The organism is Chryseobacterium sp. HNCC26DJ239 (genome assembly GCF_057180445.1).
Genome location: NZ_JBXUGJ010000001.1, coordinates 290,233 through 316,449, shown reverse-complemented (window position 1 = coordinate 316,449; position 26,217 = coordinate 290,233). Strand labels below are relative to the sequence as shown.

General features: G+C 32.4%; 27 protein-coding genes. 9 read left to right on the top strand and 18 right to left on the bottom strand.

Going from position 1 to position 26,217, the window contains the following annotated elements:
• The first annotated feature begins 299 nt into the window (after positions 1–299).
• Positions 300–1,676 (top strand): hypothetical protein, encoded by a 1,377-nt coding sequence (locus AC2A1D_RS01530; protein ID WP_484041905.1) that lies wholly within the window; start codon positions 300–302, stop codon positions 1,674–1,676.
• 203 nt (positions 1,677–1,879) lie between these two features.
• On the opposite strand, the gene AC2A1D_RS01525 is transcribed toward AC2A1D_RS01530, so the two are convergent.
• On the bottom strand, positions 1,880–2,326 hold the full coding sequence (locus AC2A1D_RS01525) for a KTSC domain-containing protein (protein WP_484041904.1): 447 nt from the start codon (positions 2,324–2,326) through the stop codon (positions 1,880–1,882).
• 219 nt (positions 2,327–2,545) lie between these two features.
• Here AC2A1D_RS01525 and dcm point away from each other — a divergent pair, with 219 nt between their 5' ends.
• A complete protein-coding gene (gene dcm, locus AC2A1D_RS01520; protein WP_484042323.1) occupies positions 2,546–3,787 on the top strand; it encodes a DNA (cytosine-5-)-methyltransferase in 1,242 nt (413 codons plus the stop codon).
• Here dcm and AC2A1D_RS01515 read toward each other — a convergent pair.
• The 4 genes from AC2A1D_RS01515 to AC2A1D_RS01500 form a co-directional block, all read right to left on the bottom strand.
• On the bottom strand, positions 3,763–4,527 hold the full coding sequence (locus AC2A1D_RS01515; protein WP_484041903.1) for an Eco47II family restriction endonuclease: 765 nt from the start codon (positions 4,525–4,527) through the stop codon (positions 3,763–3,765). The two genes, dcm and AC2A1D_RS01515, sit on opposite strands and share 25 nt — an antisense overlap.
• A 225-nt stretch (positions 4,528–4,752) precedes the next feature.
• Positions 4,753–5,334: a hypothetical protein gene (locus tag AC2A1D_RS01510; RefSeq protein WP_484041902.1), complete on the bottom strand. Its 582-nt coding sequence runs from the start codon at positions 5,332–5,334 to the stop codon at positions 4,753–4,755.
• Between the two features lie 24 nt (positions 5,335–5,358).
• Positions 5,359–6,264 (bottom strand): TIGR01777 family oxidoreductase, encoded by a 906-nt coding sequence (locus AC2A1D_RS01505; RefSeq protein WP_484041901.1) that lies wholly within the window; start codon positions 6,262–6,264, stop codon positions 5,359–5,361.
• Between the two features lie 5 nt (positions 6,265–6,269).
• On the bottom strand, positions 6,270–6,608 hold the full coding sequence (locus AC2A1D_RS01500; RefSeq protein ID WP_484041900.1) for a hypothetical protein: 339 nt from the start codon (positions 6,606–6,608) through the stop codon (positions 6,270–6,272).
• 243 nt (positions 6,609–6,851) lie between these two features.
• On the opposite strand from AC2A1D_RS01500, the gene pnuC reads away from it, so the two are divergent.
• The gene (pnuC, locus tag AC2A1D_RS01495) at positions 6,852–7,448 is read left to right on the top strand and encodes a nicotinamide riboside transporter PnuC (RefSeq protein WP_484041899.1); all 597 of its coding nucleotides are present in this window, start codon (positions 6,852–6,854) and stop codon (positions 7,446–7,448) included.
• A gap of 51 nt (positions 7,449–7,499) precedes the next feature.
• Positions 7,500–8,510, top strand: a complete 1,011-nt coding sequence (locus tag AC2A1D_RS01490) for an acyl-CoA dehydrogenase family protein (protein WP_484041898.1) — start codon at positions 7,500–7,502, stop codon at positions 8,508–8,510.
• A gap of 508 nt (positions 8,511–9,018) precedes the next feature.
• On the opposite strand, the gene AC2A1D_RS01485 is transcribed toward AC2A1D_RS01490, so the two are convergent.
• From AC2A1D_RS01485 to AC2A1D_RS01465, 5 genes are all read right to left on the bottom strand, one after another.
• Entirely contained in the window at positions 9,019–9,642 is a 624-nt protein-coding gene (locus tag AC2A1D_RS01485; protein WP_484041897.1) for a hypothetical protein, read from the bottom strand.
• Between the two features lie 36 nt (positions 9,643–9,678).
• A complete protein-coding gene (locus tag AC2A1D_RS01480; RefSeq protein WP_484041896.1) occupies positions 9,679–10,125 on the bottom strand; it encodes a DUF1569 domain-containing protein in 447 nt (148 codons plus the stop codon).
• 23 nt (positions 10,126–10,148) lie between these two features.
• Positions 10,149–11,246, bottom strand: a complete 1,098-nt coding sequence (locus AC2A1D_RS01475; protein ID WP_484041895.1) for a serine hydrolase domain-containing protein — start codon at positions 11,244–11,246, stop codon at positions 10,149–10,151.
• A gap of 287 nt (positions 11,247–11,533) precedes the next feature.
• Positions 11,534–11,920: a hypothetical protein gene (locus tag AC2A1D_RS01470; RefSeq protein WP_484041894.1), complete on the bottom strand. Its 387-nt coding sequence runs from the start codon at positions 11,918–11,920 to the stop codon at positions 11,534–11,536.
• A 4-nt stretch (positions 11,921–11,924) separates the two neighbouring features.
• The gene (locus AC2A1D_RS01465; RefSeq protein WP_484041893.1) at positions 11,925–12,068 is read right to left on the bottom strand and encodes a hypothetical protein; all 144 of its coding nucleotides are present in this window, start codon (positions 12,066–12,068) and stop codon (positions 11,925–11,927) included.
• Between the two features lie 261 nt (positions 12,069–12,329).
• Between AC2A1D_RS01465 and AC2A1D_RS01460 the strand changes: the two genes are divergently transcribed.
• The 3 genes from AC2A1D_RS01460 to hisS all read left to right on the top strand — a co-directional run bounded on the left by AC2A1D_RS01460 (position 12,330) and on the right by hisS (position 14,628).
• Positions 12,330–12,665 (top strand): single-stranded DNA-binding protein, encoded by a 336-nt coding sequence (locus AC2A1D_RS01460; RefSeq protein ID WP_484041892.1) that lies wholly within the window; start codon positions 12,330–12,332, stop codon positions 12,663–12,665.
• 17 nt (positions 12,666–12,682) lie between these two features.
• Positions 12,683–13,135 carry an HRDC domain-containing protein gene (locus tag AC2A1D_RS01455; RefSeq protein WP_484041891.1) on the top strand — a complete coding sequence of 151 codons (453 nt, stop codon included), beginning with the start codon at positions 12,683–12,685 and terminating at the stop codon, positions 13,133–13,135.
• A gap of 143 nt (positions 13,136–13,278) precedes the next feature.
• A complete protein-coding gene (hisS, locus tag AC2A1D_RS01450) occupies positions 13,279–14,628 on the top strand; it encodes a histidine--tRNA ligase (protein ID WP_484041890.1) in 1,350 nt (449 codons plus the stop codon).
• A 585-nt stretch (positions 14,629–15,213) separates the two neighbouring features.
• Here the strand turns inward: hisS and AC2A1D_RS01445 are convergent.
• Complete coding sequence (locus AC2A1D_RS01445) at positions 15,214–15,858, bottom strand: TerD family protein (RefSeq protein WP_484041889.1); 645 nt, start codon at positions 15,856–15,858, stop codon at positions 15,214–15,216.
• 288 nt (positions 15,859–16,146) lie between these two features.
• Between AC2A1D_RS01445 and AC2A1D_RS01440 the strand changes: the two genes are divergently transcribed.
• Positions 16,147–16,938 (top strand): class I SAM-dependent methyltransferase, encoded by a 792-nt coding sequence (locus tag AC2A1D_RS01440; protein ID WP_484041888.1) that lies wholly within the window; start codon positions 16,147–16,149, stop codon positions 16,936–16,938.
• Between the two features lie 50 nt (positions 16,939–16,988).
• Here AC2A1D_RS01440 and AC2A1D_RS01435 read toward each other — a convergent pair whose 3' ends face one another.
• From AC2A1D_RS01435 to AC2A1D_RS01425, 3 genes are all read right to left on the bottom strand, one after another.
• Entirely contained in the window at positions 16,989–17,231 is a 243-nt protein-coding gene (locus tag AC2A1D_RS01435) for a YtxH domain-containing protein (protein WP_484041887.1), read from the bottom strand.
• Positions 17,232–17,347: 116 nt separating this feature from the next.
• Positions 17,348–18,190 (bottom strand): isoaspartyl peptidase/L-asparaginase, encoded by an 843-nt coding sequence (locus AC2A1D_RS01430; RefSeq protein ID WP_484041886.1) that lies wholly within the window; start codon positions 18,188–18,190, stop codon positions 17,348–17,350.
• A 40-nt stretch (positions 18,191–18,230) separates the two neighbouring features.
• Positions 18,231–19,115: a cyanophycinase gene (locus AC2A1D_RS01425; protein WP_484041885.1), complete on the bottom strand. Its 885-nt coding sequence runs from the start codon at positions 19,113–19,115 to the stop codon at positions 18,231–18,233.
• 198 nt (positions 19,116–19,313) lie between these two features.
• Between AC2A1D_RS01425 and cphA the strand changes: the two genes are divergently transcribed.
• Positions 19,314–21,944 carry a cyanophycin synthetase gene (cphA, locus tag AC2A1D_RS01420; protein ID WP_484041884.1) on the top strand — a complete coding sequence of 877 codons (2,631 nt, stop codon included), beginning with the start codon at positions 19,314–19,316 and terminating at the stop codon, positions 21,942–21,944.
• A 54-nt stretch (positions 21,945–21,998) separates the two neighbouring features.
• On the opposite strand, the gene AC2A1D_RS01415 is transcribed toward cphA, so the two are convergent.
• From AC2A1D_RS01415 to AC2A1D_RS01400, 4 genes are read right to left on the bottom strand one after another with little or no spacing between them, the layout of a single operon-like run.
• On the bottom strand, positions 21,999–23,183 hold the full coding sequence (locus tag AC2A1D_RS01415; protein WP_484041883.1) for a hypothetical protein: 1,185 nt from the start codon (positions 23,181–23,183) through the stop codon (positions 21,999–22,001).
• 56 nt (positions 23,184–23,239) lie between these two features.
• The gene (locus tag AC2A1D_RS01410) at positions 23,240–24,067 is read right to left on the bottom strand and encodes a type 1 glutamine amidotransferase (protein ID WP_484041882.1); all 828 of its coding nucleotides are present in this window, start codon (positions 24,065–24,067) and stop codon (positions 23,240–23,242) included.
• Between the two features lie 31 nt (positions 24,068–24,098).
• On the bottom strand, positions 24,099–25,235 hold the full coding sequence (locus AC2A1D_RS01405) for a carboxylate-amine ligase (protein WP_484041881.1): 1,137 nt from the start codon (positions 25,233–25,235) through the stop codon (positions 24,099–24,101).
• Between the two features lie 6 nt (positions 25,236–25,241).
• Positions 25,242–26,195, bottom strand: a complete 954-nt coding sequence (locus AC2A1D_RS01400) for an ATP-grasp domain-containing protein (protein ID WP_484041880.1) — start codon at positions 26,193–26,195, stop codon at positions 25,242–25,244.
• Between the last annotated feature and the right edge of the window lie 22 nt (positions 26,196–26,217).

The window sequence follows — 26,217 nt, the reverse complement described above, 5'->3', positions numbered from 1 at the left end:
GTTTGGAAAAGATTGATGATTGGTAAAAATAAACTTAATTATTAAACAGTTTTCAAGTTTATTTTTTTTGTAACTTTAATTATCGCGATCAAAATTTTTTTATTTTGATAATATTAATTATAGTAGTTGAATAATTAATGAAAAGCAATATTTATTGTTTGATATTAATTTATTTTGAATTATTGCAATTAATGTGTCAATTGTGTATTTGTAGTTTTTTATACGCACTTCGGTCATTCATTTTAAAGAAATAAAGTTTTCTTAATAAGGTTGGAAGTGCTTTTTGTTAAAGAAAATATATGATTTTAAACTCTACTAGTTTCGCTAAAAAGATTAGCATTTATATAAGTGTAATTATTTTTTTAATTATAAGTTGTAACGATGCCTCGAAAGCCGAAAATACAGCAAAGCAAGATCAAAAGAAAGCTGTTTCTGCTTTTAGAACAAAATATTCTGCTAAAGTAGACAGTTTGCAAATTTATTATCGACAGTATAAACTGGTAAAACTAGCTCAGCTTATTTATAATCTTGAGCCTAAACTTAAAGAAAACTCTTACGATATGGGAGTTTTGGTTTACTACAAAGGTTTACTTTTTGAAGAAATTAATGATAGTAAAAATTATCAGGAAGAAGATGCACGTCTGCTTAAAATTGCGCAATCTGTGCAGCATCCCGCGCAAAAAATTATGCTGGATTATTGTCTTTTAGAAAATAAATTTTTTGCTACAAGTAATCTAGATCAGCCGCAATTAAGGAAGCTGTTGATGAAGTCTTTAGACACTTTAGAGCATGTTGATAAAGCTTATAGAGATGCCAATTATTATTTTAAAAAAGGAAGTTCTACCTATCTTTTGGCAGAATATTTTATAGATCATAAAGATTATGATAAAGCGCAATATTATAATGATTTAACCAAAGAATATCTTGATTCTACGAATGTTGAATATTACAAAGTTTATCCCTATTACATACAAGGATTAATTCTTGCCAACAAAAAAAAGCCACATGAAGCGCTTACATATTACCATAAAATTATTCATATCTCTGAAAAGTACCATTCTACCCGTTTTTTAAGAAATATTTATCCAGTGTTAAATACTTCTTACAACGAATTGGGAGATTTTCAATCTGCCGCTAAATATATGTTGAAGTACAAAATGACAAACGATACAATTCTAAGCACACAACGTGAAGCAACCAATTTTGTAAACGCAAAAGAAAAGGAAGCAGAAGGAAAAACAAAAAGAAAGATGTTTATTATCAGTGTTTTGTCTGTTCTAGCGGTGCTTGTGTTATTATATTTTTCAATTAAAAAACTTCGAAGAAGTAAGCCGGAAGTACAAGTAGAAACTGTTTCATTTCCTCCCGTTGTAGATGTTCTTTCACCAGATGATTTGTATGAGTTGGTAGAACTTTCTAAAAACAATGAAAATGCGTTTTATTTGAAATTTTCAGATTACAACCCACTACTTATAAAAGATTTGACGGCTTTCTTGCCCAAACTTTCGGATTCTGAGGTGAAATTCTGCATGTATCTAAGCATGAAATACACCGTAAAAGAAATTGCTTTGTATACCAATACCTCAATAAAGTCGGTAGAAAGCAAAAAATACAGACTCAAGAAAAAAATAAACACGCCAGAAAATGAAGAACTGGCAAAACGACTCAACTTATAAATTTTTTTACTTCATAAATACTAAACGATGAGCTTTCGAAGAGATTCGAAAGCTTTTTTTTTAGAAATTAAACAAATTGTTTGTTTAGGGAAAAGTCTTTCATTTTAAGTTTAATGCAGTGACGTTTATATAGGTTTCTTTTTAGAAACAAAAAAAGCTTCCAAAATTTTTGAAAGCTCTTGATATTTTAAAACAGAAAACAGTTAGTCCTGCATTACTTCACCTGCTTTTCTGTATACGAAGTTTCCGTAAATGTGTCTTCTTGCAAAACGGCTCGGAGAATCAGAATTAATCATTTTGATATAAGTATTTCTCGGAACGCCCATGTATTCGTAGCTTACCCCATTTAAATGCTGAACCGTAAGAATAGATTTCTCCAAATAAAAATCCTGAATATTAGATTTTGTAATCGTTTCTGTATATTCTTCTTTGTATTTTTCCTGTGTTTCTGGGTTGATGCTTACTAAAAAATGGTAGGCTTCAATCACAGATTTGCTTTTTTCTTCCGCTTCTAGTTTTCCATCTTCATCATTGATGAATTTATCAGGATGCGTGTCTTTCATCGCATTTCTGTAAATGGTTTTCAACTCTTTTAAAGTTACTTTTTGGTCAACTTCAAGAAGTTTTCTGTATTCACCAATTTTTTTCATTGCTTTATCCTTTAAATTTTTCGCGGTGCAAAAGTAAGGTTTTTTATCGTAAAAATTGTAAGATGTTGAATATTAATTTTTTGTAATGTTTTTCTTGATCTTTATAATCGGATATTATTTCAGATTGAATTTTACTCTTAAACTTTTTTTGCTAAAATTTATATTGTTATTTAAATAAAATTAAAATAAATTTGTAACCAATGTCTAATGTTGTCTAATATGGTTATTAAAGAATTTTATACAATTTCTGAAGCAGCAGAATTATTAAATAAAAGCACTAAAACACTTAGGAGATGGGATGATGAAGGGAAATTAGTAGCTGTAAGAGAGCCTATAAGCAATTATCGTGTTTATCATAGACATGATATTGAAAATTTATTTCCCGAATTTTTAAACAATAATTTAAACATTACAGATAACTTTCATAAAGCTGAAAAGGATTATAAAGTATTAGAACTTTTTGCAGGTGCAGGAGGATTAGCAATTGGTTTGGAAAAAGCAGGTTTGAAATGTGAAGCTTTAAATGAAATTGACAAATTTGCGTGTCAAACTTTAAGAAAAAATCGTCCTCATTGGAATGTGCTTGAGGGAGATATTAGAAATTTTAGCTTTCTAGAGTACAAAGATAGGGTTGATGTGGTTACAGGTGGCTTCCCTTGCCAAGCTTTTAGCTATGCCGGTAAAAGATTAGGATTTGAAGATGCAAGAGGAACATTGTTTTATGAGTTTGCTCGAGCTGTAAAAGAAGTTAATCCACCAATTTGTATCGGAGAAAATGTAAAAGGACTTTTAAACCATGATAATGGAAATACTCTCAAAGGAATGATTTCTATTCTTGATGAGATTGGTTATAATGTAGTTCCTATAGAAGTTTTAAGAGCTATTGATTATAAAGTTCCTCAAAAAAGGGAAAGGTTAATTTTGGTAGGAATTAGAAAAGATATTTCAATTAAATTTAATTATCCTAAGCCTTTTTCAAAGATTTATAATTTGAGAGATGCTTTAAAAAAAGGGGAATTGTTTGATACTGATGTTCCTGTTTCAGGAGGTGCAAAATATCCTCAAAGTAAAAAAGACGTTTTAGATTTAGTTCCACCAAAAGGATATTGGAGAGATTTACCCATTGAAATTCAAAAAGAATACATGGGAGGAAGTTTTCATTTGGGGGGCGGTAAAACAGGGATGGCTAGAAGAATTGGTTGGGATGAACCATGTTTAACACTTACTTGTAGCCCTGCTCAAAAACAAACAGAAAGATGTCATCCAGATGAAACTCGTCCGTTTACAGTACGTGAATACGCAAGAATTCAAACTTTTCCGGATGATTGGGATTTTGCAGGTTCTTTAGCTCAACAATATAAACAAATTGGAAATGCAGTTCCTGTTAATCTGGGACGAGAAGTCGGTTATTCTATTGTTAAATTTTTAAACTCGTATTATAATTCATTAAATCCTAGATAATAACTATAATTTTCAAAGGTGATTTGGTCTAAGATAGTTCTATTAGTTTTTTCGGTTTCTGAGGTTATTTCTTCTAAAGCTGAATTTTCTTTTTTAGAACCTTTCTCCTCAATAGATTGAAGATAATCGGAAATTGCGAAGGGTAAAGATCTGTACAATTGGAAAAGAGCATTTTTTTCTCCTGAAAGAAGTGCGTAAAATTGGTCACCAGAGATTTTAAAAACTCTGCTATGACTATACTCTTTACCATTAATTTCCCCTTTCCAGCTTTCATTAAAGCTTCCTTTTGCTAAAATTTGAACCCAATAGCATTTTGCTTTTTTGTAAGTATCTGCATATCGAGCCAGCTTTTGAAATAAAGCTTCAGCTGAACTGCTATTCATAGTATTGTGCTTATTTTTAATATCAGCAAAAAGAGTCTCATCCTTCGCTTTAATGTCAAAACCACTTAGATTACCAACTTCATATCCCTCAATTCCACCTAAAACTTGCTCATGAAATGTTCCAATAGAATTATTAATAGACTTATCTATTTGTCTTAAAATTTCAGCTTGAATTAAATTTTCTTCATTGATATTGTTAAATTTTGAATCAAAAGTAAGTTTGATAGTATCGACTTTGTTGGAGTAGAAGCTTTTTTTCGAAACATTATTTTTTGCCTTTAAATATGAATTGTGAAGATTTTTAATGCATTCTAAAAGATGTTCATCTGAAACATAGCTTATATATTTATTGGACATAATCAATGATATTAATATTTCTTCAAAAATAGAATAAATTTTGTTAAAAGCTAAAAAACTATTGTATAGTATGTAAACTAAAAATAAAATAACTTATATTATTGAGATTTTTCACAATGCAAATATTTTAATGCCTTTTTTAAATTTACATAAATTTTAACTAAAAAAATAACAGAAGCTAAAAAAGGCTTCTGTTAATATTAAGGAGATATAGAATCTAATTTCTTAATCATACCATTCCTGCTCAAAATAGGTAAGTTTTGCACCGTTTATAAAATCTTCAAGAGAAGTTTTGGCATCGGCTTTATCGTTGGTAAGTTCGAAAAAATACGTTACAGAATTAGGTAAATTACTGTTTTTAGAAATTACTTTAAAACGTTTCACCTTTTCATTTCCTTTAAAATAAGTAAGTTCCTGAAGTTGGCTCATCTTCAAACTTTGGATATCAAAAGCCGCTTTCCAGTCTTTTTGAAGTTTCATAAACCTCTTTTGGGTACGGTCTGTAGTTTCTTCTTTATATTTCTCTGCTTGATAATCCGAAATAAGTTGAGGATAGATTAAGCCATTTTTTAAAATATTCTGAATTGTTTTTTCGTTGGTATCAAAAGTTACTGTTTTAGAATCAAAACTTACATAATTTTTGTTGACGGTAATTTTTCCATCAAATTTTTTATAATTTTTCTTCTTGTAATTTTTTTCAAAATATGCAATTATCTTTTTGTCTTTAGAAGACAATGTTTCATTTTTCTGTGCAAAAACTCCCGTGGAAAGCATTAAACATAGAATGAATGAATACTGAAGTTTCATAATATAAAAGTGTTTATTTAGCGTTTATTGTGTTAAAAGATTCCGGAGTGCACCATCTAGAGTAGGGAACTCAAACTGAAATCCTTCCTTTTCGATCTTTTCTGAAGAAGCTCTAGAGCCTTCCAAAAGTGCAACCGATAGTTCCCCAAATAGCAATTTTAGCACCAATGATGGAACATTTGGCATAAATAGTGGTTTTTTTAGAATTTTTGCAATTTTTTTTGTGAAATTTTTATTGTCGCAATGTTCCGGAGCTACCGCGTTGTAAGCCCCTGAAACCGAATTGTCTTTAATGGCCCATTCATAAATTCTGCAAATATCATTAATGTGAATCCATGGCATAAATTGTTTTCCACTTCCAATCGGAGAACCAATACCCATTTTTATTGGCGCCGACATTTTGGGAAGTGCACCTTCTTCATTCGAAAGAACTACTGCGGTTCTTATTTTTACTACTCTTTCAGCAATATTTTCTATTGTAAATTCGTCTGCAGCTTTTTCCCAAACTACAACAACTTCGGCAAGGAAATCTTTTCCTGGAGCGTCATTTTCCTTGAATATTATTTCTGAAGTTTCTGTTCCATAATAATTAATTCCGGAAGCAGAAATGAAAGATTTTAGCTTTAAATTTTTCTTTTTTAAAGTATCTAAAAGAAGTTTTGCTGAATCTACCCGGCTCGAGATAATTTCTTTTTTTCGTTCATCTGTCCATTTTTTTTCGGCAATATTTGCACCGGCTAAATGAATGATGTGTGAAACTTTTTCTAAAGCCGCTTCGTCGATGGTTTTTGCTTTTAAATCCCATTCAAAATCATTTGGATTTTTTTTCTTTCGGGTAAGAAATCTTACTTCGAAATCAGACTTTAATTTTTCGGAGAGTTTTTTGGCAATTGTTCCGCCACCGCCTGTTATCAGAACGATTTCTTTCATTAGATTTAGTTTTTTACGAGCAAAATAAATTCATCTTCCAACATTTTATATCCTTGGTCGTAGACAAATTTGTATTCTGAGCCGTTTTTATATACTTTAATATTGGTGAAAAAATTAAAATCAAAACCTAAGCCATCTAATTTAGCTTTAGAAACTTTTGTTTTGCCTTCTATATTAAGCTCTTCCAAAATACGATGGTTTTTGCGCAGTTTATTGTTTACATTGCGCATTAAATTGGTAGAATCTTTATTCTGTTTATTATTGAAAGCGTTTCTACAGGCGTCATTGCAGAATTTTTTATCAGACCGACCGATTATTTTTTCGCCACATTCTAGGCATTCCATAAACTTTGTGTTTTGTATACGGAAGATACAAAATTTATACGTTTGTAAACGGCTAAACGAAAAGATACTTGAGCTAATTGCTTTTATCTTTCAAAAAAAAGTCTCACATTTGCGCCATCAATGGGGTGCTGCGAAAGCGGCTGAGATGATACCCGGGAAATTTTTCCGCACCTGATTCGGGTAATGCCGACGTAGGGATTTTTTTGATTTATCATCTCATCATTTAATTTTTTAAAAGTTAATTTGATGCAGGAAATTTTACAGCAAACAACTTGGCAAGAATGGCTGGGTGTTTCTTTTTCGATTGTACAGGTTTTATTGGCAAGAAAAAACAATTCAAACAACTATCTTTTTGGTATTGCGGGAATTTTGCTTTCGCTTTACGTGATGTTTTTCGCAAAACTTTATGCTGAATTTACACTCAATCTCTATTATTTAGTGATGAGCGTTTACGGTTGGTTGTACTGGAAATTTGGAAAAAAACAGACAGAAACTACCATTACTGAAACTTCTGGCTCAGAAAAACTGATTACGATTGGAATTGTTACAGGAACTTTCGCTTTATTTTGGTATTTTCTTACTCATTTTACCGATTCAGATGTTCCGATTTTCGATTCTTTGGTAAGTGCTTTTGCGTGGGCAGGAATGTGGTTAATGGCAAAAAGAAAAATTGAGAACTGGATTTTATTAAACATCAGCAATATGATCGCTATTCCGCTGTTAATTCATAAAGAATTGTATTTGTATGCAGGTTTAACCGCTTTTTTATTCGTGGTTGCAATTTCTGGGTTTTTAGAATGGAGGAAAATTTTGAAATCTAAAACAATAGTTTTAGACTAATTATTTAAACGCAAAGTTTTAAAAAATACCTTTAAAAATAATTATATAAAAATGTTTACGCCCGACGAAATAAGAACAAAAATGCAAGGAGCAACAGAGGTTTCTTCTGAAATTATGAGGCAAATTCATCAGGAAAGATTGCTTCAGATTTGGGTTCCGAAAAAGTATGGTGGTTTAGGTTTGCGTCTTCATCAAGGGTTAAAAATTCTTTATGATTGGGCGAAAATTGATGGAAGTTTAGGATGGATGCTTACTTTGTGTTCTGGCGCGAATTTTTTCTCAAGAAATCTGAAACCTTCTATTGCCAAAGAGCTTTTTTCAAATTCTAAAACCTGTTTTGGAGGAAGCGGAATGATTGGCGGAACCGCTGAAAGACAACAAGACGGGACTTTTCTCATCAACGGATTGTGGCATTTTGCAACAGGAGCTCCACATTTAAGTCATTTTACTTTAAACGCTAAACTTACGGAAAATGGAAAGCCTTTATTGAACGAAAACGGCGAAGAAATGATTCGTTCGTTTGTGATTCCACAAAAAGATGCGAAAGTGATTCGGGATTGGAAATCGATGGGTATGAAAGCAACCGGAACTTACTCTTTCGAGGTAAAAGAGGTGAAAGTTCAGGCAGATTTTAGCTTCGTTTACGACGAGTTTTTTACGGAAGACATCTTAGATTCAGTTCCTTTTAGAATTTTTGCAGACCTTACTTTAATGGTTAATTACCTCGGTATGGCTCATCATTTTTCCGAAGAAGCTTTGCAGATAAGACCGCAATTGAATCTGGAAACATTTGAAGAATCGGTAAAAGAAACTTTTCATCAAATCATTAATTTTGCAGAAGAAGTTGAAGCAATTTTAGAATCCTTTCAAGTCATTTCTTCTGAAAAACAAACAGAAATTCATCATTTCTGTGAAAGCGAATTGGAGAAATTATCACATCATATTTTGGATATTTACTTTCAGTTGGGCGTAAAAGCAACACATACAGATTCATCAATCTATCAAGTGTTTTGTGATTATTTTACGGCAACGCAACATTCAAATTTTAGGAGAATTCTTTAAAAAATAACTCAAGTAATGAATTTATGAAGTTTCGTTTATTCGTAATAACCAAGCCATTTTTTTAACGATTTTATTTTGTTGTTTTCAAAGACCAAAAGATAATTTTCGCAAGTTGTCATTTCATATTTTCCGAATGGATTTGAGATAATTTGCGCTTTTAAGTATCATTTTTAATTTCAGTAAAATAGATGTAATTTAAAGGACCATGAAAATCTTTAACTTCATTGGGTTTTAGAGTTTTGTATTTTTTGTCTTTTCGCCAGTTTGATTTTGAATATTTTTTAGATAAATTTTTAAGTTTTTAGATTCTTTGCTTTCATTATCAAAAATATAGTTTTCATAAATGCCTTTATATTGATACGTTTTCGGAATTATTTTCGTTCCTGAAGCATCGCATTGAAACTCTTCTCAAAAAGGTTTCGTATCTTTTGTCTTTTCTGTTATTGTATTGTAAGCAAGTTCGTATCTATTTTTTTCGGCTGTTTGACTTTGCAACTGATTGTAGGTGCTAATGAGAAAAACAATCATTACTTTTATAGTATATTCCATTACTCTCATAATATATTTCTTGGGTTTTTCTGTTAATTTTAATGAAAAAGGATTCTTTAGTTACTAAGCAACTCTTAAACCTTGTAAGGTATAAATATATATAGTCTTTGTCTATTTTGTAAGAACTTCCAACTTTGTCTCTTTTATCAATCCAGAAATCATATGTTTTGGAAATTAAAAGAGCTTCAGAGAGATTATCTACATACCCGATAAAATCTATTAAATCTTTTTCATTGGTAATGTATTGTGGTTTTCTGTTTTTGTAAGCAACTATATATGAAAAACACCAATCAGGTAAACATTCTCCAAAAAATCCTTCTTCAGGAGAGTATTTTGTGAGATAATGTATGTTTTTCGAACTTTTATTTTCATAAATCAAATCCTCATTTATTTCACCCTTTTTTTGAGAAACTTTCCAATACTGATATTTTTCTTTTGGAATAATAAACTGGTAATTATTTTTCTTACTATATAAATTATCAGGAATTTTTTTAAAATCATCTCCAATAACTATTTGTGAAAACAAGAGTTTTGAAAATATTAAAGTAAAAATATTAAGTATTTTAATATTAATATTTCTCATGAGATAAAAGTTTTTTGATAAAATGGAACGAAAAATTTAAGCTCCAAACTGTCTCAAATGATGGTCGATGTGTTTATAGTCTAAATAGCCGATTTGCTCTTTCGTCATGGGACCGAAAAACGGGTGCACAAAGTTTTGTTCTTGGTAGTTTTTGTACTCTCGGATTCGGTTAATCCACTCCGATTTTTGTTGTTCCAAATCACCGCTGTCTACTGTTGTGGTCAGAAGTTTGCTTGTAGGAGAGCCTTTAGAAAATGGTTTGTCGTCTTTTAAAACTTGTTTTAAAACCATTCCTCCGATTAATTTTCCGATAAAAACTCGCTTAATTTTTAGCTTTCCAAGATACATATCTTCACATAAAGTGCAATGTTTTACCATTTGATACACATTCATTTTTCCCCAAAGCGCTTTGTTTTCAGGAGTTAAGGTTTTAATTCTTTCAATAAGTTCGTTTTCCGTTTCAATGTTAAAAATAGATTTCATGAGTGTTTTTTTTGTTGTTTATATCAGTTTTTTAAATCTTCCAAAAGTAAGTTTTTAATTTCTTTTTCCATATAGTAGTAGATTTTATCGTCTTCGCTCATTTGATTTTCGAGGATAATTAAACTAATTTTTTTTGAAGGAATGTAAATATTCATCGAAGAAAAACCGTCGCCTAAACCAGTGTGACCAAGATAATCGATACCTTTTTCTTTGGTAATTCTTATTCCGTAACCATATCCATGTTTTTCAGTTCCAAAAGTATCGTGCTCCGACAAAACATCGGGATGAATGAGAAGTTGGTAGGTTTCTGGTTTTAAAATTTTCCCTTGATGAAGTTTGGCGTCCCAAATAGCTAAATCTTTGGCGGTAGAAATTACGCCGTCTGCAGGAATATTTTCTTCGTTGATAAAGGTTTTTTCAACAGCCGTAAGAATATTATTTTTGTTCATATAGCCTTTTGCGAGGTTCTTTTTGTCGGTTTCAGAATAGCAGAACGTGTTTTTTAAACCAATTGTTGTAAAAAAATCATTTGCCTGTTCAGAATAGGTCTTTTTATTAAGGTTTTTTAAAATTTTTCCGAGAAGAATATTAGAAATATTGCCATATTTAAACTGAGTTCCGGCTGCGAAAAGTAAAGGTTTTTCTGTGTCTGAAATTCCGTGTGTATGGTTCAGTAATTGATGAACGGTAACCGTTTCAGCCCAGTTCTGACTAAGCTCCGGAAGATAAGTTTTGATGGAAGATTTTAGATTAATTTTACCTTTTTCGACTTCTTTTAGAATTAAAACTGCGGTAAAAAGTTTGGTGTTCGACATAATCTCGAACTGATTTTCTTGCGTAACTAGTTTTTTGTCGTTAACATTAGCAAAACCGTGTGCTTTTGTATATTTTGTTTTTCCGTTTTTAGAAATTAGAATCACGCCGTTGAAAAGTCTCGGATTTTTAGTTTCCACAAGGCTATCAATTTTTTTGGCAAGTTTCGCAGATTGCCCGAAACTTAAGAAAGAAATCCCGATGAATAAAGGGCTTAAGAGTTTTATCATTTTTGTGTTGAATGTTTCTGAAATGTCATCCGTAATATCTTTGGCAGATTTTGCGCCCTTTCTTTTGATGTCTGTCATTTTGTGTTTTTGGTTTGTGAAAATTTGACTAATTAAAGTTTTTTATTTCAATATGTAAATATTTGTAAAATAAAATCAGTTTTAAATTTTAAAAAAAATTAAAACTGTTGCATTTGTTTAGAAAAAAAATATTGTTAATTATTTCAAAACCTCTTTCTCCTCATGATGCTCAAGCTCTGGAGTAGCCATTGTTCGTGAAAGAAATTCAATAGTTCCTTTCTCGCTTTTGAACTTTTTGGTAGCCAAAATAATAATTATATTAATATCATAGTTTATGAGCTTTAATATTAATAGTTGATTTCTGATTCTTTTAAGCATTTTTGATTTTCTGACTTTATTTTTTTAAATGTTTTAGTTTTATCATTCCATAAATAATAATTTCTATTAACGGTTTTATCCTCGTTATAATAACCACCTTTGTTTATTACCAATAAGTTGCTATACTTTTCGTAATGAATAGCGTTTTGTTTTATACAGTAATATACGTCATTTGAATATAGAAAGTCATCACCATAATTGTCAGGAGTATCATAAATTTTTCCAGTGTTTATGTCTGCAATCACAGCTTTAGATTCTGAACCATCACCAATTTCAATTAAGATATAATGGCCTCCAAAATTAGGACTTCGTCCATAGTACATCTTTTTTGATTCAGTTGCGTATGATTTTGTCAAACTATTAGTTAAATTTTTTAATGGCGCATTTTTTTTTTACAGATATAACCTTTGCAGGATATTTCTTGAAATCAAAATCAACTTTTTTTTGGCCATAATAATAACTTGATAACCCAATAATGATTACCATTGTCGTAATTTTCTTCATAGTGTTTTTTTTTTAATTATTTTATCTGGAATTAAAAATGAAAGGATATTTTTTAACTTAAATTGAATTTGAATTAAATATAACAATATAATTGTAATAAAAAAAATATTATTATCAACATCCATTTACAAACGACTACAAACGAATTTAAATAGTTTATAACCGACTAATTTTCTCATGGTGATGAATCTTTGCAACAGAGATTTGAGAAAAACAGTGAGCCTCTCATTTCTAAATGTTCAATAAAAAAAATACAAAGCTATGTCACTAAGAAATCGCGTAACATTAATCGGTTACACAGGAAAAGAAGTAGAAATCGTAAACTTCGCAAATGGTAAAGTTGCTAAAGTTTCTTTGGCTACCAACGATTATTACACCAACGCCAAAGGCGAAAGAGTAGAAGAAACACAATGGCACAATCTCGTTGTGAACGGGAAATTGGCAGACATCATGGAGAAATATGTACACAAAGGCAAAGAAATTTCCGTAGAAGGAAAATTGATGTACAGATCCTACGACGATAAAGACGGAAATAAGAGATTTATTACCGAAATTAGAGTAGACGAATTGTTGCTTTTGGGCAATAAAAATGTTTAACGGATAAAACTTTCGCCATGTATATAAAAGTTTTTAAAGTAAGAATTGCTGATGAATTTTTATACGAAGATCAGCAAAAAGTAGATCAGTTTTTGGTAGAAAACGAAATTATAAAATTTGAAACTGCTTTTGTACAGGAAGATCAGTTTTGGTCGGTAATATTGTATTACAGACAGTTTTCAGGATTTGTAAATTCTGTGAAAGATGCCAAAACACAGAAATATTCTGCGGAAGAAGAAACTTTGAGTTTGGACGAAGCTAAAATTTTGGATGCTCTTAAACTTTGGCGTTCAGAAAAAGCAAAAGAACAAAATTTGCCCACTTATTTTATCGCCAGTAATAAAGAACTGCTGTCTGTTGCGAAATATAAACCCGCAAAAAAAGAAGAACTTCTAGAAATTAAAGGTTTCGGAAAACATAAAATTGAAAACTACGGCGAAGAAATTATCGATATTTTGGAAAGCGTTTAGGGTAAAAACACAAAACCATGGAAATAAATGATTTTAGAAAAGTTTGCAAATAGTTTTTTGCAAACTTTTCAGTTTTCAGAATCCCTTGTAAATGCGTATTTTTGCCAATTATTACTCATTAAATTTACACATTACTCATAAATATGAAGCCAAGCTTAGCTAGAGGAACGAGAGATTTTACTGCACAGGAAGTTATAAGAAGAAGATACATCACTAATATTCTACAAAAGAATTTTGAACTTTTTGGTTTTCAGCCTTTGGAAACACCAAGTTTTGAAAACTTATCAACTTTAACAGGGAAATACGGTGAAGAAGGAGACCGTTTAATTTTTAAGATTTTAAATTCTGGAAACTATTTAGATAAAGTTTCTCCTGAAGAATTAACTGTTGAAAATCATCAAGCATTAACAAAAAAAATATCTGAGAAAGCCCTTCGTTATGATTTAACAGTTCCTTTTGCAAGATTTGTAGCGATGAATCATGGGAAACTCACGTTCCCTTTCAAGCGTTATCAAATTCAGCCGGTTTGGAGAGCAGATAGACCCGCAAAAGGTAGATTCAGAGAGTTTTATCAATGTGATGCCGATGTTGTAGGTAGTGAAAGTCTTTGGCAGGAAGTAGATTTGGTTCAATTGTATTTGAAGTCTTTTGAAGAGTTAAAAGTTTCTGTAAAAATCCACATGAACAACAGAAAGATTCTTTCTGGTTTAGCAGAATATGCAGAAATCACCGATAAATTAATCGATTTTACAGTAGCTTTAGACAAACTGGATAAAATTGGAAAAGATGGAGTTGTAAAAGAACTTTTAGAAAGAGAAATTTCTCAGGAATCTATTGATAAATTAGATTTCCTTTTCAGTCAAACCGAGAATGCGCTTCAAAATTTAGAACAGTTAAAATCTAAATTTGAAGGCAACGAAACTGGTTTAAAAGGTGTTGAAGAATTAGAATTTGTTTTAACTCAAGCTCAGAAATTGGGTGTACAATCTGAAAATTTAGTTTTCGATATTACTTTGGCTCGTGGTTTAGATTATTACACAGGAGCGATTTTCGAGGTGAAAGCGGAAGGCGTTCAGATGGGTTCTATCGGTGGAGGAGGTCGTTACGACAATCTTACGGAGGTTTTTGGCGTAAAAAACATTCCGGGAATTGGGATTTCTTTTGGTTTGGATAGAATTTATTTGGTGTTGGAAGAGCTTAATCTTTTCCCAGAAGATGCAAGTTCAAACGTAGAATATCTTTTCGCCAATTTTGGAGGTGAAGAAACGATTGAAGCTCTAAAATTAGTTCGCGAATTAAGAGAAAAAGGAATTTCCGCAGAGTTATATCCTGAAGCTGCAAAAATCGGAAAACAGTTTACTTACGCAGAAAAGAAAGGAATTAAAAACTTAGTTTTCTTAGGTGAAGAAGAGTTGAAAAACAATACAGTAACCTTTAAAAACCTTGAAAAAGGAGAGCAAACGACGGTTTCTAGACATGAGTTTTTGGGGTAAATCTTGAAGTTTCAAAGACAAAAATATTATACGAATAATCACCTTTTCATTATTGGAATGGTGATTATTGGTTTAATATACTCAAAGTATCAGGATAATAAATACAATGAAACTATTGAATTTGGGGTAGGAAGTTTGCAAAAAGTTATAAACCAAACTTGTAGGTACTCGCCAAAATCACAGTCAAGTATTACAATAAATGTTCAGCATAAAGATTATAATATAAAATTAAGCTCGGGTGTTTGTGAAAAATATCCTGTAAATTCCTATATCCCTGTTTTTTATCTGAAAAAGTATGATGAATACGTGTACAACTATGAAAAGCGAAAAAGCAACAGAAATTTTCTTCTCATAGTTCTTTTAATCCTGTTATTACCTTGGAGTTATGCTTTTAATTCTTTTTATTCAAGGCATCAATTTTAAAGCTATATAATAAGAATTCCGGCTCTTCGAGCCGGAATTTTTTCATCATAACTGCTAATCAAAAAAGAGGCATGATTTTGTGTTTTAGATTCTCATTGGCAAATGTAAAACAGCTTGTTCGAAGATTTTTACGGTTTTCCGTAATTTGATTTTTTTTTAAGACTAAATTCCTTTTGTTTGTATAAAATCGCTTTCTTCGATTGTTTTTCCGATTGTTTTAAATTTCCAGTTGCCATTTTTACGAACCAATTTTCCCAAAACCAAAATTCCTTCATTTTTTGAAGGGCTCTGTTCTGTACTGATGTTGTATTCAGAAACTTTTTTCTGTAGATTTTTATCTCCGAAAAAGGTCATCTGTAACTCTTTTACAGACGAAAAATCTGGAGATTTTACTTTTCTAAGATCAAATGTAAGGTAGAAAAAGATAGAATCAATTTCGTTATTAATTTTTTTAGTATCAATAGTCATGGCTTTTTTGAAAGTGTTTTCAGACTCAGACTCAAAGTCATGATACTGTATTGCTCCATCATTTGAAGCAGTTTTTCCCAGTGGGAAATTATTTCTTATAAGCCAGCTGTTGTGTTTGGGAGAGTATATAGAATCCACCAATGTTTGGTTTTCATTAAACATAAAACATGTAAAATCAAGATCTACATTTTCAACAACTTTTTTTGTTTTAATACCTAAAAAATTACGGTAATAGATGTTTGTAGGGTTCCAATTGGTGGCTATCGATAATTGTTCTAACGGCACATCGAAATTTTGAGACAGGTCAATTGTCTCATTTTTCAATAAGGGTGAAGTCATAGGTTTACAGTTTTAGTTTTTAATCACCAAGGTTTGCATTTTCTGTTAAAAATTTATTCTTTTAATAGAGAATTATATTGCGTTTCTTAGTAATTAATTGTTTTTGTTCAAAGTTAAACAGAAAAATATCGATATTCATAATTTTTACATTAATTTTTTATTATTTTTAACATTATCAATATGAGTAAACGTTTATTTTTTCACAAAAATTATTTTTAACGAATTTTGTAAGCGGATTTTTTATTTGTCATTGATAATTTTATTTAATAAAAAATTTATATTTACTTCATGGATGATTATATAAAAATTAACAAAACGTCTTGGAATTCCAAAGTTCAAACCCATGTTGATTCTGATTTCTATGATGTGAAGTCGTTTCTAGAAGGGAAATCATCTCTCACAGAAATTGATTTGGAAATTTTGGGTACAATCGAAGGCAAAAAAATTCTTCATTTACAGTGCCATTTTGGAATGGATACAATTTCACTGTCCAGATTAGGCGCTTATTCTACCGGAATAGATTTCTCTGAGGAAGCGATACTGAAAGCGCAGGAGTTGGCGAATGAGATAGGTTCTAACTCTAAATTTTTGGTTTCGGATGTGTATAGTCTTCCTGAAGTTTTAGAAGAGAAGTTTGATATGGTTTACACGTCTTTTGGAGTTGTAGGCTGGCTTCCGGATTTACAAAAATGGGCAGAAGTTATCTATCATTTTTTAAAACCTGGAGGAGAGCTTGTTTTTGCTGAGTTTCATCCCGTAATTTGGATGTTTGATGATGATTTTGAGGAGGTAAAATACAGCTATTTTAAAGAAGAACCTATCGTTGAAATTTGTGAAGGAACATATGCAAATCCTGATGCTCCTATAGTAAATCATACAATGACTTGGAATCATGCCATTACCGAAATAGTGGAAAGTCTTATAGGGGCAGGTTTGGAGATTACAAAGTTTAAGGAGTATAATTATTCGCCATATCCATGTTTCCGCCATATTGAAGAGTTTGAAGAAGGGAAGTGGAGAATTGAAAAATTTGGAAATAAAATCCCGATGGTTTATGCATTAAAAGCAAAGAAAAGGTAAGCTTTATAAAAAACTTACCTTTTCTACTGTATATGAATGTTAACTAATTTCTAGTTCTGATTTACTTTTTGCTCAACAGAATTTTTGGCCTCATCTACTTTACTTTGCACCTGCGACGCAACTTCATTAGCTTTATCTTTCAGCTCGCTTCCCCATTTATTAAGGTTATCTTTCGCTGTGTTTAGTTTATCTTTTACCGCTTGTTTTTCTTCTGGAGTTGCTTTTTTGTATCTCCAAAATGCTAAAGCTCCCAATCCGATTAAGGCTAATAAACCTTTTGTTTTGTTTCCCATGATTTCTATTTTTTAATTGTTAATTAATTGATGTTTAGAAATATGTAAAATCTATGCCAAAAGATTTTTTGTCTGCATAAAGTTTTGTTAAAATTAGATTTTAATAGTTTAGGTTTTTAGTCGAAAATTTCGAATTCATTCCCATCATAGCTCGCGAAAACCATTTTTGGATGAGAATCTTGATGGAAAATATTTCCGTTTTTATCAATAGCAATCGCTCCTGCAAAGCCATCAATCATTTTAAGTTCGGTGAATGTTTTTTCGAAAGCTTCCCGAATATTCATTCCATCTGTAACTCTTGTGACGATTTTTGCGGCAGTTGCATTACTCACAATATCTTCACCAACGCCTGTACAGCTTACGGCACATATTTCGTTGGCAAAATTTCCTGCCACTGTGGCAGAGTCGGAGATTCTTCCTGGGATTTCAAAGCCTTTTCCGCCAGTAGAGGTAGCGACAGCCAATTTGCCATATTTATCAAGGGCAACACATCCTACTGTTCCTTTTCCACCGTTTTTTAGTTTTTCTTCGTACTCTTTTCTTCTTTGTGGTATTTCAGTAGAAAAATCGTCGAAACCATTATCGGAAGCGAATTTTTTTGCACCACTTCCTCCTAAAACTCTGTCGTCTTCTGACATTAATTTTTGAGCGACAAAAACAGGGTTTTTAACGTTTTCAATGTTAATAACTCCACTCATTTTTTGAGTTTCTCCATCCATTATGGCAGCGCTCATTCTAATGATTCCATCACTTTGAATTTGCGATCCAATCCCCGCGTTGAAAAGGTCATCATTTTCTAAAAGCGATACCGCAAAAGCTACTGTTTCTACCGCTGAATGATTTTGTAAAAATTCGAACGATTGTGCCGCAATTTCTTTTAAAGCGTTTTGCTTGGCTATTTTTACTTCTATAGTTTGGCTGCTTTCAGAAAAAAATCCGCCGTGGATAATTAGTTTCATTAAATTTTAATAAGGTGTATATAATTTTCTATAGTGAAATTTAAACCTGTGGTATTGGGTTAAATTGCGAGTTTTCAATGGTCATTTCCTTGGTTTTAAGGTCGTAATGATCGTTCATAGACATTACATGTACCGTAAGATTTTCAATAGAAATGGGTTCTCCTAAATTAATATTGGTAAGATTGGTATCTTTAATAAATCTTCCGTCTACCAAAATCACAAGACCAGATCCTACCGCGGTCATTACGTCATTATGAATAAAAAGACCTGTATCTTCACCTAAACCAATTCCTAAAGTTCTAGGATTGTTTACAACTGCCTGAAACAGACGTCCAATTCTGCCTCGTTGTACAAAGTGGGTATCAACAATTACATTATCGATAAGCCCTAAACCTTGTGTGGTTTTAATTTCGCCTTTTAGTAAAGCTTCAGAGCTACTTCCTTGGTAAATCATATTTTCGGATGCAGCTGCAGCGCCTGCAGAAGTTCCCGAATAGATAAAGTCTTGTTCTTGATATTTAAGTAATATAGTATCGTGAAATCTTGTACCGCCAAGAATCGAGGTTAATCTCAGTTGATCCCCTCCAGTAAACATCACGACATCTGCTGCATTTGCTCTTGCAACAATAGCGTCAGAATTTGCTTCTTCGCGGTTGTGGATATCTAAAATGTTTACATTTTTAGCACCAAGATATTCAAAAGCTTTTTTGTATTCTGCTCCTACGATATGCGGAATTTGGGAAGCTGTAGTAATAATTTCAATAACCGAATCTTCTTTGTGTTTAGATTCTGTGATGATTTTTCTTAAAATTCCTCTTTCAAAAAAATTCAGATTTTTTTCTACATTTTGGTCGTACTCAGTTTCCGTAAAGCTGCCTTTATTTACAGCTCCTCCAATAATAATTAATTTTCCAACAGGTTTCATAGTGTGCAAAAGTAAAAAATATTACTGGGTTAATGAAATGTTAATCTCAATTTAACAGATTGATTTTCATTGGAGATTGATTATGATATTAATTAAATTGTTAACAAATATTTAACCCGATTTTGCAATCGTTTAATGTTTTGCATTATCTTTGAGTATAGAACATAAATTTGATAAATAAAATCTGATACCATTTATATGAACATTGAGAAAATACAAGCGTTGAGAGGCCCAAACATCTGGAGCATTAGAAGAAAAAAGCTTATTCAGATGAGGCTCGATTTGCAGGAGATGGAAAATTTTCCTACCAACAAAATTGATGGATTCAGAGAAAGAATCGAAAAACTGATTCCATCATTAATTTCACATCGTTGCTCTGAAGGGGTTGAAGGTGGTTTCTTCCATAGAGTTGAAGAAGGTACTTGGATGGGGCATGTGATTGAACATATTGCTCTCGAAATTCAAACTTTAGCAGGAATGGATGTAGGTTTTGGAAGAACCAGAGAAACAAAAACACCAGGAGTTTATAACGTAGTTTTTAATTATCTGGAAGAAAATGCAGGGGTTTTTGCAGCAGAAGAGTCTGTGAAAATTGCGGAAGCTTTAATAGAAGGTAGAGATTATGATCTTCCCGCATGCATACAAAAGCTAAAAGAAATTAGGGAAAAAGTAAGATTGGGACCTTCTACAGGAAGTATTGTAGAAGAAGCGGTTTCTAGAAATATTCCATGGATAAGATTAGGAACCAATTCGTTGGTGCAGTTGGGTTATGGGGTCAATCAGCAAAGGTTTCAAGCAACTATCACAGGAAATACAAGCTGTATAGGGGTTGATATTGCATGTAATAAAGAGCAGACTAAAAGAATGCTTCATGATGCCGCAATACCAGTTCCGATTGGAGATTTAATTACAGATGAAGAAGGTTTGCAGTCTGTAATAAGAAAAATTGGCTATCCTGTTGTAATTAAACCATTGGATGGGAATCACGGAAAGGGTTCTTCGATTAACGTTACAGATTGGGAATCTGCTAAAATTGGTTTGGAGCATGCACAGAAGTACTCAAGACGTGTGATTGTTGAAAAGTATATTACGGGATATGATTTTAGGGTTTTGGTTATCAACAACAAAATGGTTGCAGCAGCAAGAAGAGTTCCTGCACATGTTGTAGGAGATGGCGAACATAATCTTGAACAATTAATCGCAATAGAAAATAAAGATCCTAGAAGAGGATATGGACATGAAAATGTATTGACCGAAATTGATGTTGATAAAGACACCACCGAGCTTCTAGAGAAACTTCAATATACATTAGAAACAGTTCCTCAAAAGGGAGAAATTGTATACTTGAAATCAACTGCAAATCTTTCTACTGGCGGAACTTCTATTGATGTGACCGATATGGTACATCCTGAAAATATTACGATGGCGGAAAGGATTTCAAAGATAATCGGTCTAGATGTTTGCGGAATAGATATAATGGCTGAGAATCTCACTCAACCATTGAAAGAAAGTGGAGGTGCTATTATTGAGGTAAATGCAGCTCCTGGTTTTAGAATGCATTTGGCTCCAAGCGAAGGTTTACCAAGAAATGTAGCTGCTCCCGTAGTAGATATGCTTTATCCACCAGGAAAACCATTTACAATTCCTATTATTGCTGTAACGGGTACTAATGGGAAAACAACTACGACAAGATTAATTTCTCATATCGTTAAAAATAATGGATACCGTGTTGGTTTTACAACTTCAGATGGTATTTATATTCAAAATACAATGCTTACCAAAGGTGATACAACAGGACCTATTTCTGCCGAATTTATTCTGAAAGATCCTACTGTAGAATTTGCCGTATTAGAAACTGCACGTGGAGGAATTCTAAGATCTGGACTTGGTTTTTCAAATTGTGATATTGGTGTTCTTACGAATATTAAAGAAGATCATTTAGGTATTAATGATATTCATTCACTAAAAGATTTAACAAGAGTAAAACGCGTTATTCTTGATAGCGTAAAGAAAAACGGATGGAGTGTAATGAATGCCGATGATGAGTATTCTATGAAAATCGTAAATGATGTTGATAGTAATGTTGCGATTTTTAGTATGGATGAAAATAATCCCTTCATTAAAAAGTTTGCTAAAGAGGGTAAAACAACATGCGTGTACGAAGAAGGTTACGTTACTATAAAGAAAGGAGATTGGAAAATTAGAATCGGGAAAGCCAAAGATTTCCCTATTACGATGGAAGGAAAGGCGAAGTTTATGATTGAAAATGTTCTTGCTGCAAGTTTGGCTTGCTATCTCTATGGTTTTGCGATTGAAGATATCTCAAATTCTTTGAGAACTTTTATACCAAGTGCACAGCTTACACCAGGAAGATTGAATGTTTTTAAATTTAAAAACTTCAAAGTATTAATAGATTTTGCACACAATCCTTCAGGTTATGAAGCTATTGAGGATTATCTGAAAAATGTAGAATCTACCAAGAAAATTGGTATTATTAGTGGAGTAGGAGATCGTCGTGATGAAGATATTCGCGAATGCGGAAAAATCGCAGGAAGAATGTTCGATTATATTATCATCAGAAACGAAAAACATCTTCGTGGAAGAACCGAAGAAGAAATCAACGGTTTAATTATCGACGGCATACATCAGTCTGGTAGAGATGTAAGCTACGAAATTATCCCAAAGGAAATTGAAGCTTTGAAGCATGCAATGAGCATGGCTGAAGAAGGTACTTTTATCACAGCTTTGAGTGATGTAATTTCAAATGCAATAGATTTGGTGCAAGAATATCAAGCCAGAGAATTGCTTGAAGAAAACAATAGGCTTTAAAAAAGTCTTTAATGATAAAAATTTCGGGCTCGCCAAAGGCGAGCCCGAAATTTTTTATTCCTTTCCGAAAAAAGCGTGCGAACTGCCAATCCAGATTGCGTCTTTTTTATTAAAATCAACATTTACCATCGCTGCTTTAGTCATTCTTACAAGATTTTGTACTAAAAAAGGTCTTTTTTCGTCTTCGTGCCAAACATAGAGAAGCCTAATTTCGGCTCTCGAAAATTCCCCATTAATATCTTCAAAAATAGGAGCATACTCTACCTTTCTTTGAAGAATGTAATTTTCTTTGTCTGTAATTTTGTCTGTAATTTCCTTTGTTGGGTGAAGATTTACACCACTTCCAGCAAATGAAAAGAGTGGTTTTAGAACAAAATTTTCTAAGTTTTCATCGTCAGGAAATTCATTTAGGAAATAACTTTTTGGTACAAATTGATGTTGAAGCAATGGTAAAAGGAACTTTGAAATTTTAAAAAACCAGTTTGGATGCGTTACCCAAGTTACATCAACCTCTTCTCTAAAGTCGAATCCTGTTTTTAAATCAGGAATTTTATCAAGCTCATCAAAAATTACTCGGTTGTAGATTCTTTTAATTTCAATGAGTTTTCCATCGTTTTCATAGAGAAGTTTAGTTCCTTCCTTTTTAATTTTAGTAAGGCAAACAGTTTTAATACCGAGATATTTTTCTGTTATTAAAAAATCTATGGCGGTTTTCTGTTTTTCGGGGTAGATTTCAAGAAGAATTACGTTTTCGGGGTTTTCGTTTCCTAGAATTAATTTTTTGAAATGGATAACGTATTCGTCGTCACTCATTTCGCTTTTAATCTCATCTAAAAAAGGGTACACTTGGCAAAAAGTATTTTCATAAGCTTTTTGAAATGCGTATAAAGACGGAAATGCTTGAAGCTCGATAAGTTGAGGTTCAATTTCTCCGTTCAAATTTTTACAAATCCCAAAATCGATAGTGAAAAAATGTGGTTTTATCGTGTCTTTAGGAACTCTACAGTTATCTGGTATTGCTTTTTGTAGAGTTTGGGGAGGCATACCAATAATTTGATCTAAGATACTGTTGCTCGCATCCAAAAGTTTGTCTTTAAAATCTGCGGTTAGGAAAATAGGACTTTCAGATAGTCTAAAACTCGTGTAAATTCCGCTTTTATCCTTTAGAATTTCTTTTACCTGGTCATAATTTTCTGATGAAAATTGGCTATTGAATTTTTCTCTGTATTTTTTGATCATATTTGATGTTTTAAAATTAAAAAATCGGGCAAAAGATGCCCGATTTTGCTGTATTTCTAAACAGTTTCCGGCTGTAGAATTTTTTGTTTTGCTTTAGCTAGAAATCTTGGTAGAATTTGCGATTGAGTGAGTTTTATTTTGTCGTCGTCGTCAATTCTGTCGATGGTTTCTAAATATTTTTCTTCACCATAATTTTCTATCATCGCAATTTTGTTCTCTTCCTCTTTCAGGTTTTCTAGCATTCCTTCATGATTGGCTTCAGGATGAAACTGGGTTCCAAAAATCTCTTCTGAAAAACGAACTGCCATTACCGCTCTTTCAAGATTAATGTGTGGCCTTACTTTCTCAAGAGCCACAATTGTCATTCCTAATTCATCAAACCTTTGCTGATTAGGTTCTATAAATTGATAGGCTCTAGAATCTACAGCATAAAAAGGTTCTGGAAGATTTTTAAAAAGATAATCATTTTCACCTTCTTCCGATTTGTGGATAGGCATTACTCCAAAAGAATAAGATTTTCTTAAACATATATTGCCTAATTTCCAATGAATACTTGCAATTTGGAAAGAATGGCAAATCAGGAATAGAAATTTTTTCTGAACAGAGTTTTTATTATGTTCAAAAATTCCATCTAAAAGATTGGCAAATTTTTGTTCCCATTCATGACCTTCCTTATGTGGGTTTCCCGGACCTCCTGATGAAATAAAAATGTCAAAATCTTCAATTTTGGGCATTTCATTCAAGTGTCTTACATCAAAGGTTGTAATGTGTATTTCTTCTTCAGAATTTGCTTTAAAGTTTTCAGAAATCTCGCGGATATTTTTAAATCCTTGATTTTTCTTGTTGTTATTCATATCCAGCAACGCTATTCTAATCTCACTCATAACTTCATAATTTGCGCAAAGTTATAAAAAATTACAAAGCTGCTTGGCTATGTGTGATGCCAAATTCTGTTTCAGAAATCATATAATCTACTACTTTTGAAAGGTCTCCAGTTTCGCGGAACGCTTGTAATTGGCGATCTGCACCAGTTCCGTTTTCTAAAATTGTCCATGCGTATTCTACTTCTTTTCTGCAGCCTAATTCATCTACTACATCGTCAATAAATTCAAGAAGTTCTTTTAAAAGCTGTGCATAAGGTACAGATTCTTCTTTACCAAAATCAATCAATTTAGAATGAATACCGTCTTTTGAAGCTCTCCATTTATTTTCCGCAAGAAGGAGTCTTCTGTAGCTTCTGAAACTTAAATTTTGTTGATGTAACTTATAAATTTTAGCCACCAAACTTTGCATAATTGCTGCCAAACAAACCGTTTCATCGATTCGTAAAGGCATATCACAAATTCTGAACTCTATTGTTGGATAAAAAGGATGCACACGCAAGTCCCACCAAATCTTTTTGGCATTGTCTATCGTTCCTGTTTTTACAAGAAGGTCTACATAGCTATCAAATTCTGCTAATGAGTTGAAGTAACTTGGAATTCCGGTTCTTGGGAATTTCACAAAAACCTCTTGTCTGTAAGATTTGAAACCTGTATTTCTTCCAATCCAAAAAGGAGAGTTGGTAGACAAAGCATAAATATGTGGCAAGAAATAACGCATCACATTCTGAATTCTTACCCCTTCTTCACGGTTTGGAATTCCGATGTGAACGTGAAGCCCAAAAATTAGGTTTCCTCGTGCAACATCTCCCATATCATCCACGATTTTTAGGTAGCGTTCTCCGTTGGTAATTGTATTGTGTTCCCAATTAGAGAAAGGATGTGTGCCACCTCCCGAAACGCGAAGTCCTTGTTCGTGAGCTGTTGCAATAAGATGTTTGCGCAAACTGGTAAGTTCTTCTTTGGCTTGCTGGATATTTTGGCAAATTCCAGTTTCCATTTCAATCATCGATTCGTGCATTTCGTGTTTTAGGTTTTCACTTAAAACAGCTTTTCCGCCTTCAATAATTTTTGATACATGGGAAATGAGGTCACGACTTTCAACATCGATAATCTGGTACTCTTCTTCAATTCCTATGGTGAATGTGTGCATACTTGTGTTTTTTTTCATTAACAATTATTTCGCAGAATCTTTTACGAAAGTTCCCCAAGAAATATTAGCTTTTCCTGGAACATATTCTTTAGCTTTTTCTATTGCTAGTTTTGCAGCATGTTCTACAATCCAAGCAAAATTTTCTTCTCCTACAGAGTTTTTATCAGCATCTGGAGCAGGATTACAGAAGTCGATAGCGTAAGGAATTCCGTCTCTTACTGCAAATTCTACAGTGTTGAAATCATATCCTAAAGCTTGATTCATTTTAATCGTATAATCCTCAATTGTTTTTAAGAGTTTTTTTAGCTTTGCTCCTTCAGTTTTATGGGTTGTTGCATATCTTAAATGGTGCTCGTTTCTCGGTTCGTAAGGCATAATATGCACGTATTTTTTGCCTAAACAGTATACTCTGTAATAATCTTCAAATACAATTTCTTCTTGTACCATCATTACCAATTGTTCTGTTTCTCCCAATTTTGTCCATAAATCTTCCGGACTGTCTACACGGTAAACATTTCTCCATCCGCCTCCGTCATGAGGTTTCATATAAGCTGGGAAACCAACATAATCAAAAATATAATCCCAATCGTGAGGGAATTTTAAGTTTCTGAAAGACGTTTCAGAGGTGTTGGTTGGTCTTTCTGCTGAAGGAAGTAAAACGGTCTTCGGAAGTGGAATGCCGAGTTTAGACATGAGTGCATTATTGAAAAATTTCTCATCGGCACTCCACCAGAAAGGGTTGTTGATGACGTAAGTTCCGTTTAATGCTGCATTTTTTAAATATGCTCTGTAAAAAGGAACATCCTGAGAAATTCTGTCGATAATCACAGCATATCCGTAGTCTGCACCCTGCTCAAGTTTATCGATCATTACTGGTTCAGCAACGATTTCTCCTTTACCCAATTCGTTTACCTTGTCGATGAATGCCCACGGAAATGTGTCTTCCATACCAAATAGAATTCCTACTTTTTTTGCCATAATTTTAAAGTTTTAATGTGTT

Excerpts from the sequence above, each read along its gene's own strand:
- AC2A1D_RS01500 (WP_484041900.1), bottom strand. The coding sequence starts at position 6,608 with ATGGAATGCCTAGAATGTGGCGAAAAAATAATCGGTCGGTCTGATAAA.
- AC2A1D_RS01485 (WP_484041897.1), bottom strand. The coding sequence starts at position 9,642 with ATGAGAAATATTAATATTAAAATACTTAATATTTTTACTTTAATATTT.
- AC2A1D_RS01405 (WP_484041881.1), bottom strand. The coding sequence starts at position 25,235 with ATGAAAAAAAACACAAGTATGCACACATTCACCATAGGAATTGAAGAA.
- AC2A1D_RS01465 (WP_484041893.1), bottom strand. The coding sequence starts at position 12,068 with ATGAAGAAAATTACGACAATGGTAATCATTATTGGGTTATCAAGTTAT.
- AC2A1D_RS01445 (WP_484041889.1), bottom strand. The coding sequence starts at position 15,858 with ATGACTTCACCCTTATTGAAAAATGAGACAATTGACCTGTCTCAAAAT.
- AC2A1D_RS01455 (WP_484041891.1), top strand. The coding sequence starts at position 12,683 with ATGTATATAAAAGTTTTTAAAGTAAGAATTGCTGATGAATTTTTATAC.
- hisS (WP_484041890.1), top strand. The coding sequence starts at position 13,279 with ATGAAGCCAAGCTTAGCTAGAGGAACGAGAGATTTTACTGCACAGGAA.
- AC2A1D_RS01480 (WP_484041896.1), bottom strand. The coding sequence starts at position 10,125 with ATGAAATCTATTTTTAACATTGAAACGGAAAACGAACTTATTGAAAGA.
- AC2A1D_RS01530 (WP_484041905.1), top strand. The coding sequence starts at position 300 with ATGATTTTAAACTCTACTAGTTTCGCTAAAAAGATTAGCATTTATATA.
- cphA (WP_484041884.1), top strand. The coding sequence starts at position 19,314 with ATGAACATTGAGAAAATACAAGCGTTGAGAGGCCCAAACATCTGGAGC.
- AC2A1D_RS01525 (WP_484041904.1), bottom strand. The coding sequence starts at position 2,326 with ATGAAAAAAATTGGTGAATACAGAAAACTTCTTGAAGTTGACCAAAAA.
- dcm (WP_484042323.1), top strand. The coding sequence starts at position 2,546 with ATGGTTATTAAAGAATTTTATACAATTTCTGAAGCAGCAGAATTATTA.
- AC2A1D_RS01490 (WP_484041898.1), top strand. The coding sequence starts at position 7,500 with ATGTTTACGCCCGACGAAATAAGAACAAAAATGCAAGGAGCAACAGAG.
- AC2A1D_RS01430 (WP_484041886.1), bottom strand. The coding sequence starts at position 18,190 with ATGAAACTAATTATCCACGGCGGATTTTTTTCTGAAAGCAGCCAAACT.
- AC2A1D_RS01415 (WP_484041883.1), bottom strand. The coding sequence starts at position 23,183 with ATGATCAAAAAATACAGAGAAAAATTCAATAGCCAATTTTCATCAGAA.
- AC2A1D_RS01425 (WP_484041885.1), bottom strand. The coding sequence starts at position 19,115 with ATGAAACCTGTTGGAAAATTAATTATTATTGGAGGAGCTGTAAATAAA.
- AC2A1D_RS01515 (WP_484041903.1), bottom strand. The coding sequence starts at position 4,527 with ATGTCCAATAAATATATAAGCTATGTTTCAGATGAACATCTTTTAGAA.
- AC2A1D_RS01475 (WP_484041895.1), bottom strand. The coding sequence starts at position 11,246 with ATGACAGACATCAAAAGAAAGGGCGCAAAATCTGCCAAAGATATTACG.
- AC2A1D_RS01435 (WP_484041887.1), bottom strand. The coding sequence starts at position 17,231 with ATGGGAAACAAAACAAAAGGTTTATTAGCCTTAATCGGATTGGGAGCT.
- AC2A1D_RS01400 (WP_484041880.1), bottom strand. The coding sequence starts at position 26,195 with ATGGCAAAAAAAGTAGGAATTCTATTTGGTATGGAAGACACATTTCCG.
- AC2A1D_RS01510 (WP_484041902.1), bottom strand. The coding sequence starts at position 5,334 with ATGAAACTTCAGTATTCATTCATTCTATGTTTAATGCTTTCCACGGGA.
- AC2A1D_RS01505 (WP_484041901.1), bottom strand. The coding sequence starts at position 6,264 with ATGAAAGAAATCGTTCTGATAACAGGCGGTGGCGGAACAATTGCCAAA.
- AC2A1D_RS01460 (WP_484041892.1), top strand. The coding sequence starts at position 12,330 with ATGTCACTAAGAAATCGCGTAACATTAATCGGTTACACAGGAAAAGAA.
- AC2A1D_RS01440 (WP_484041888.1), top strand. The coding sequence starts at position 16,147 with ATGGATGATTATATAAAAATTAACAAAACGTCTTGGAATTCCAAAGTT.
- AC2A1D_RS01410 (WP_484041882.1), bottom strand. The coding sequence starts at position 24,067 with ATGAGTGAGATTAGAATAGCGTTGCTGGATATGAATAACAACAAGAAA.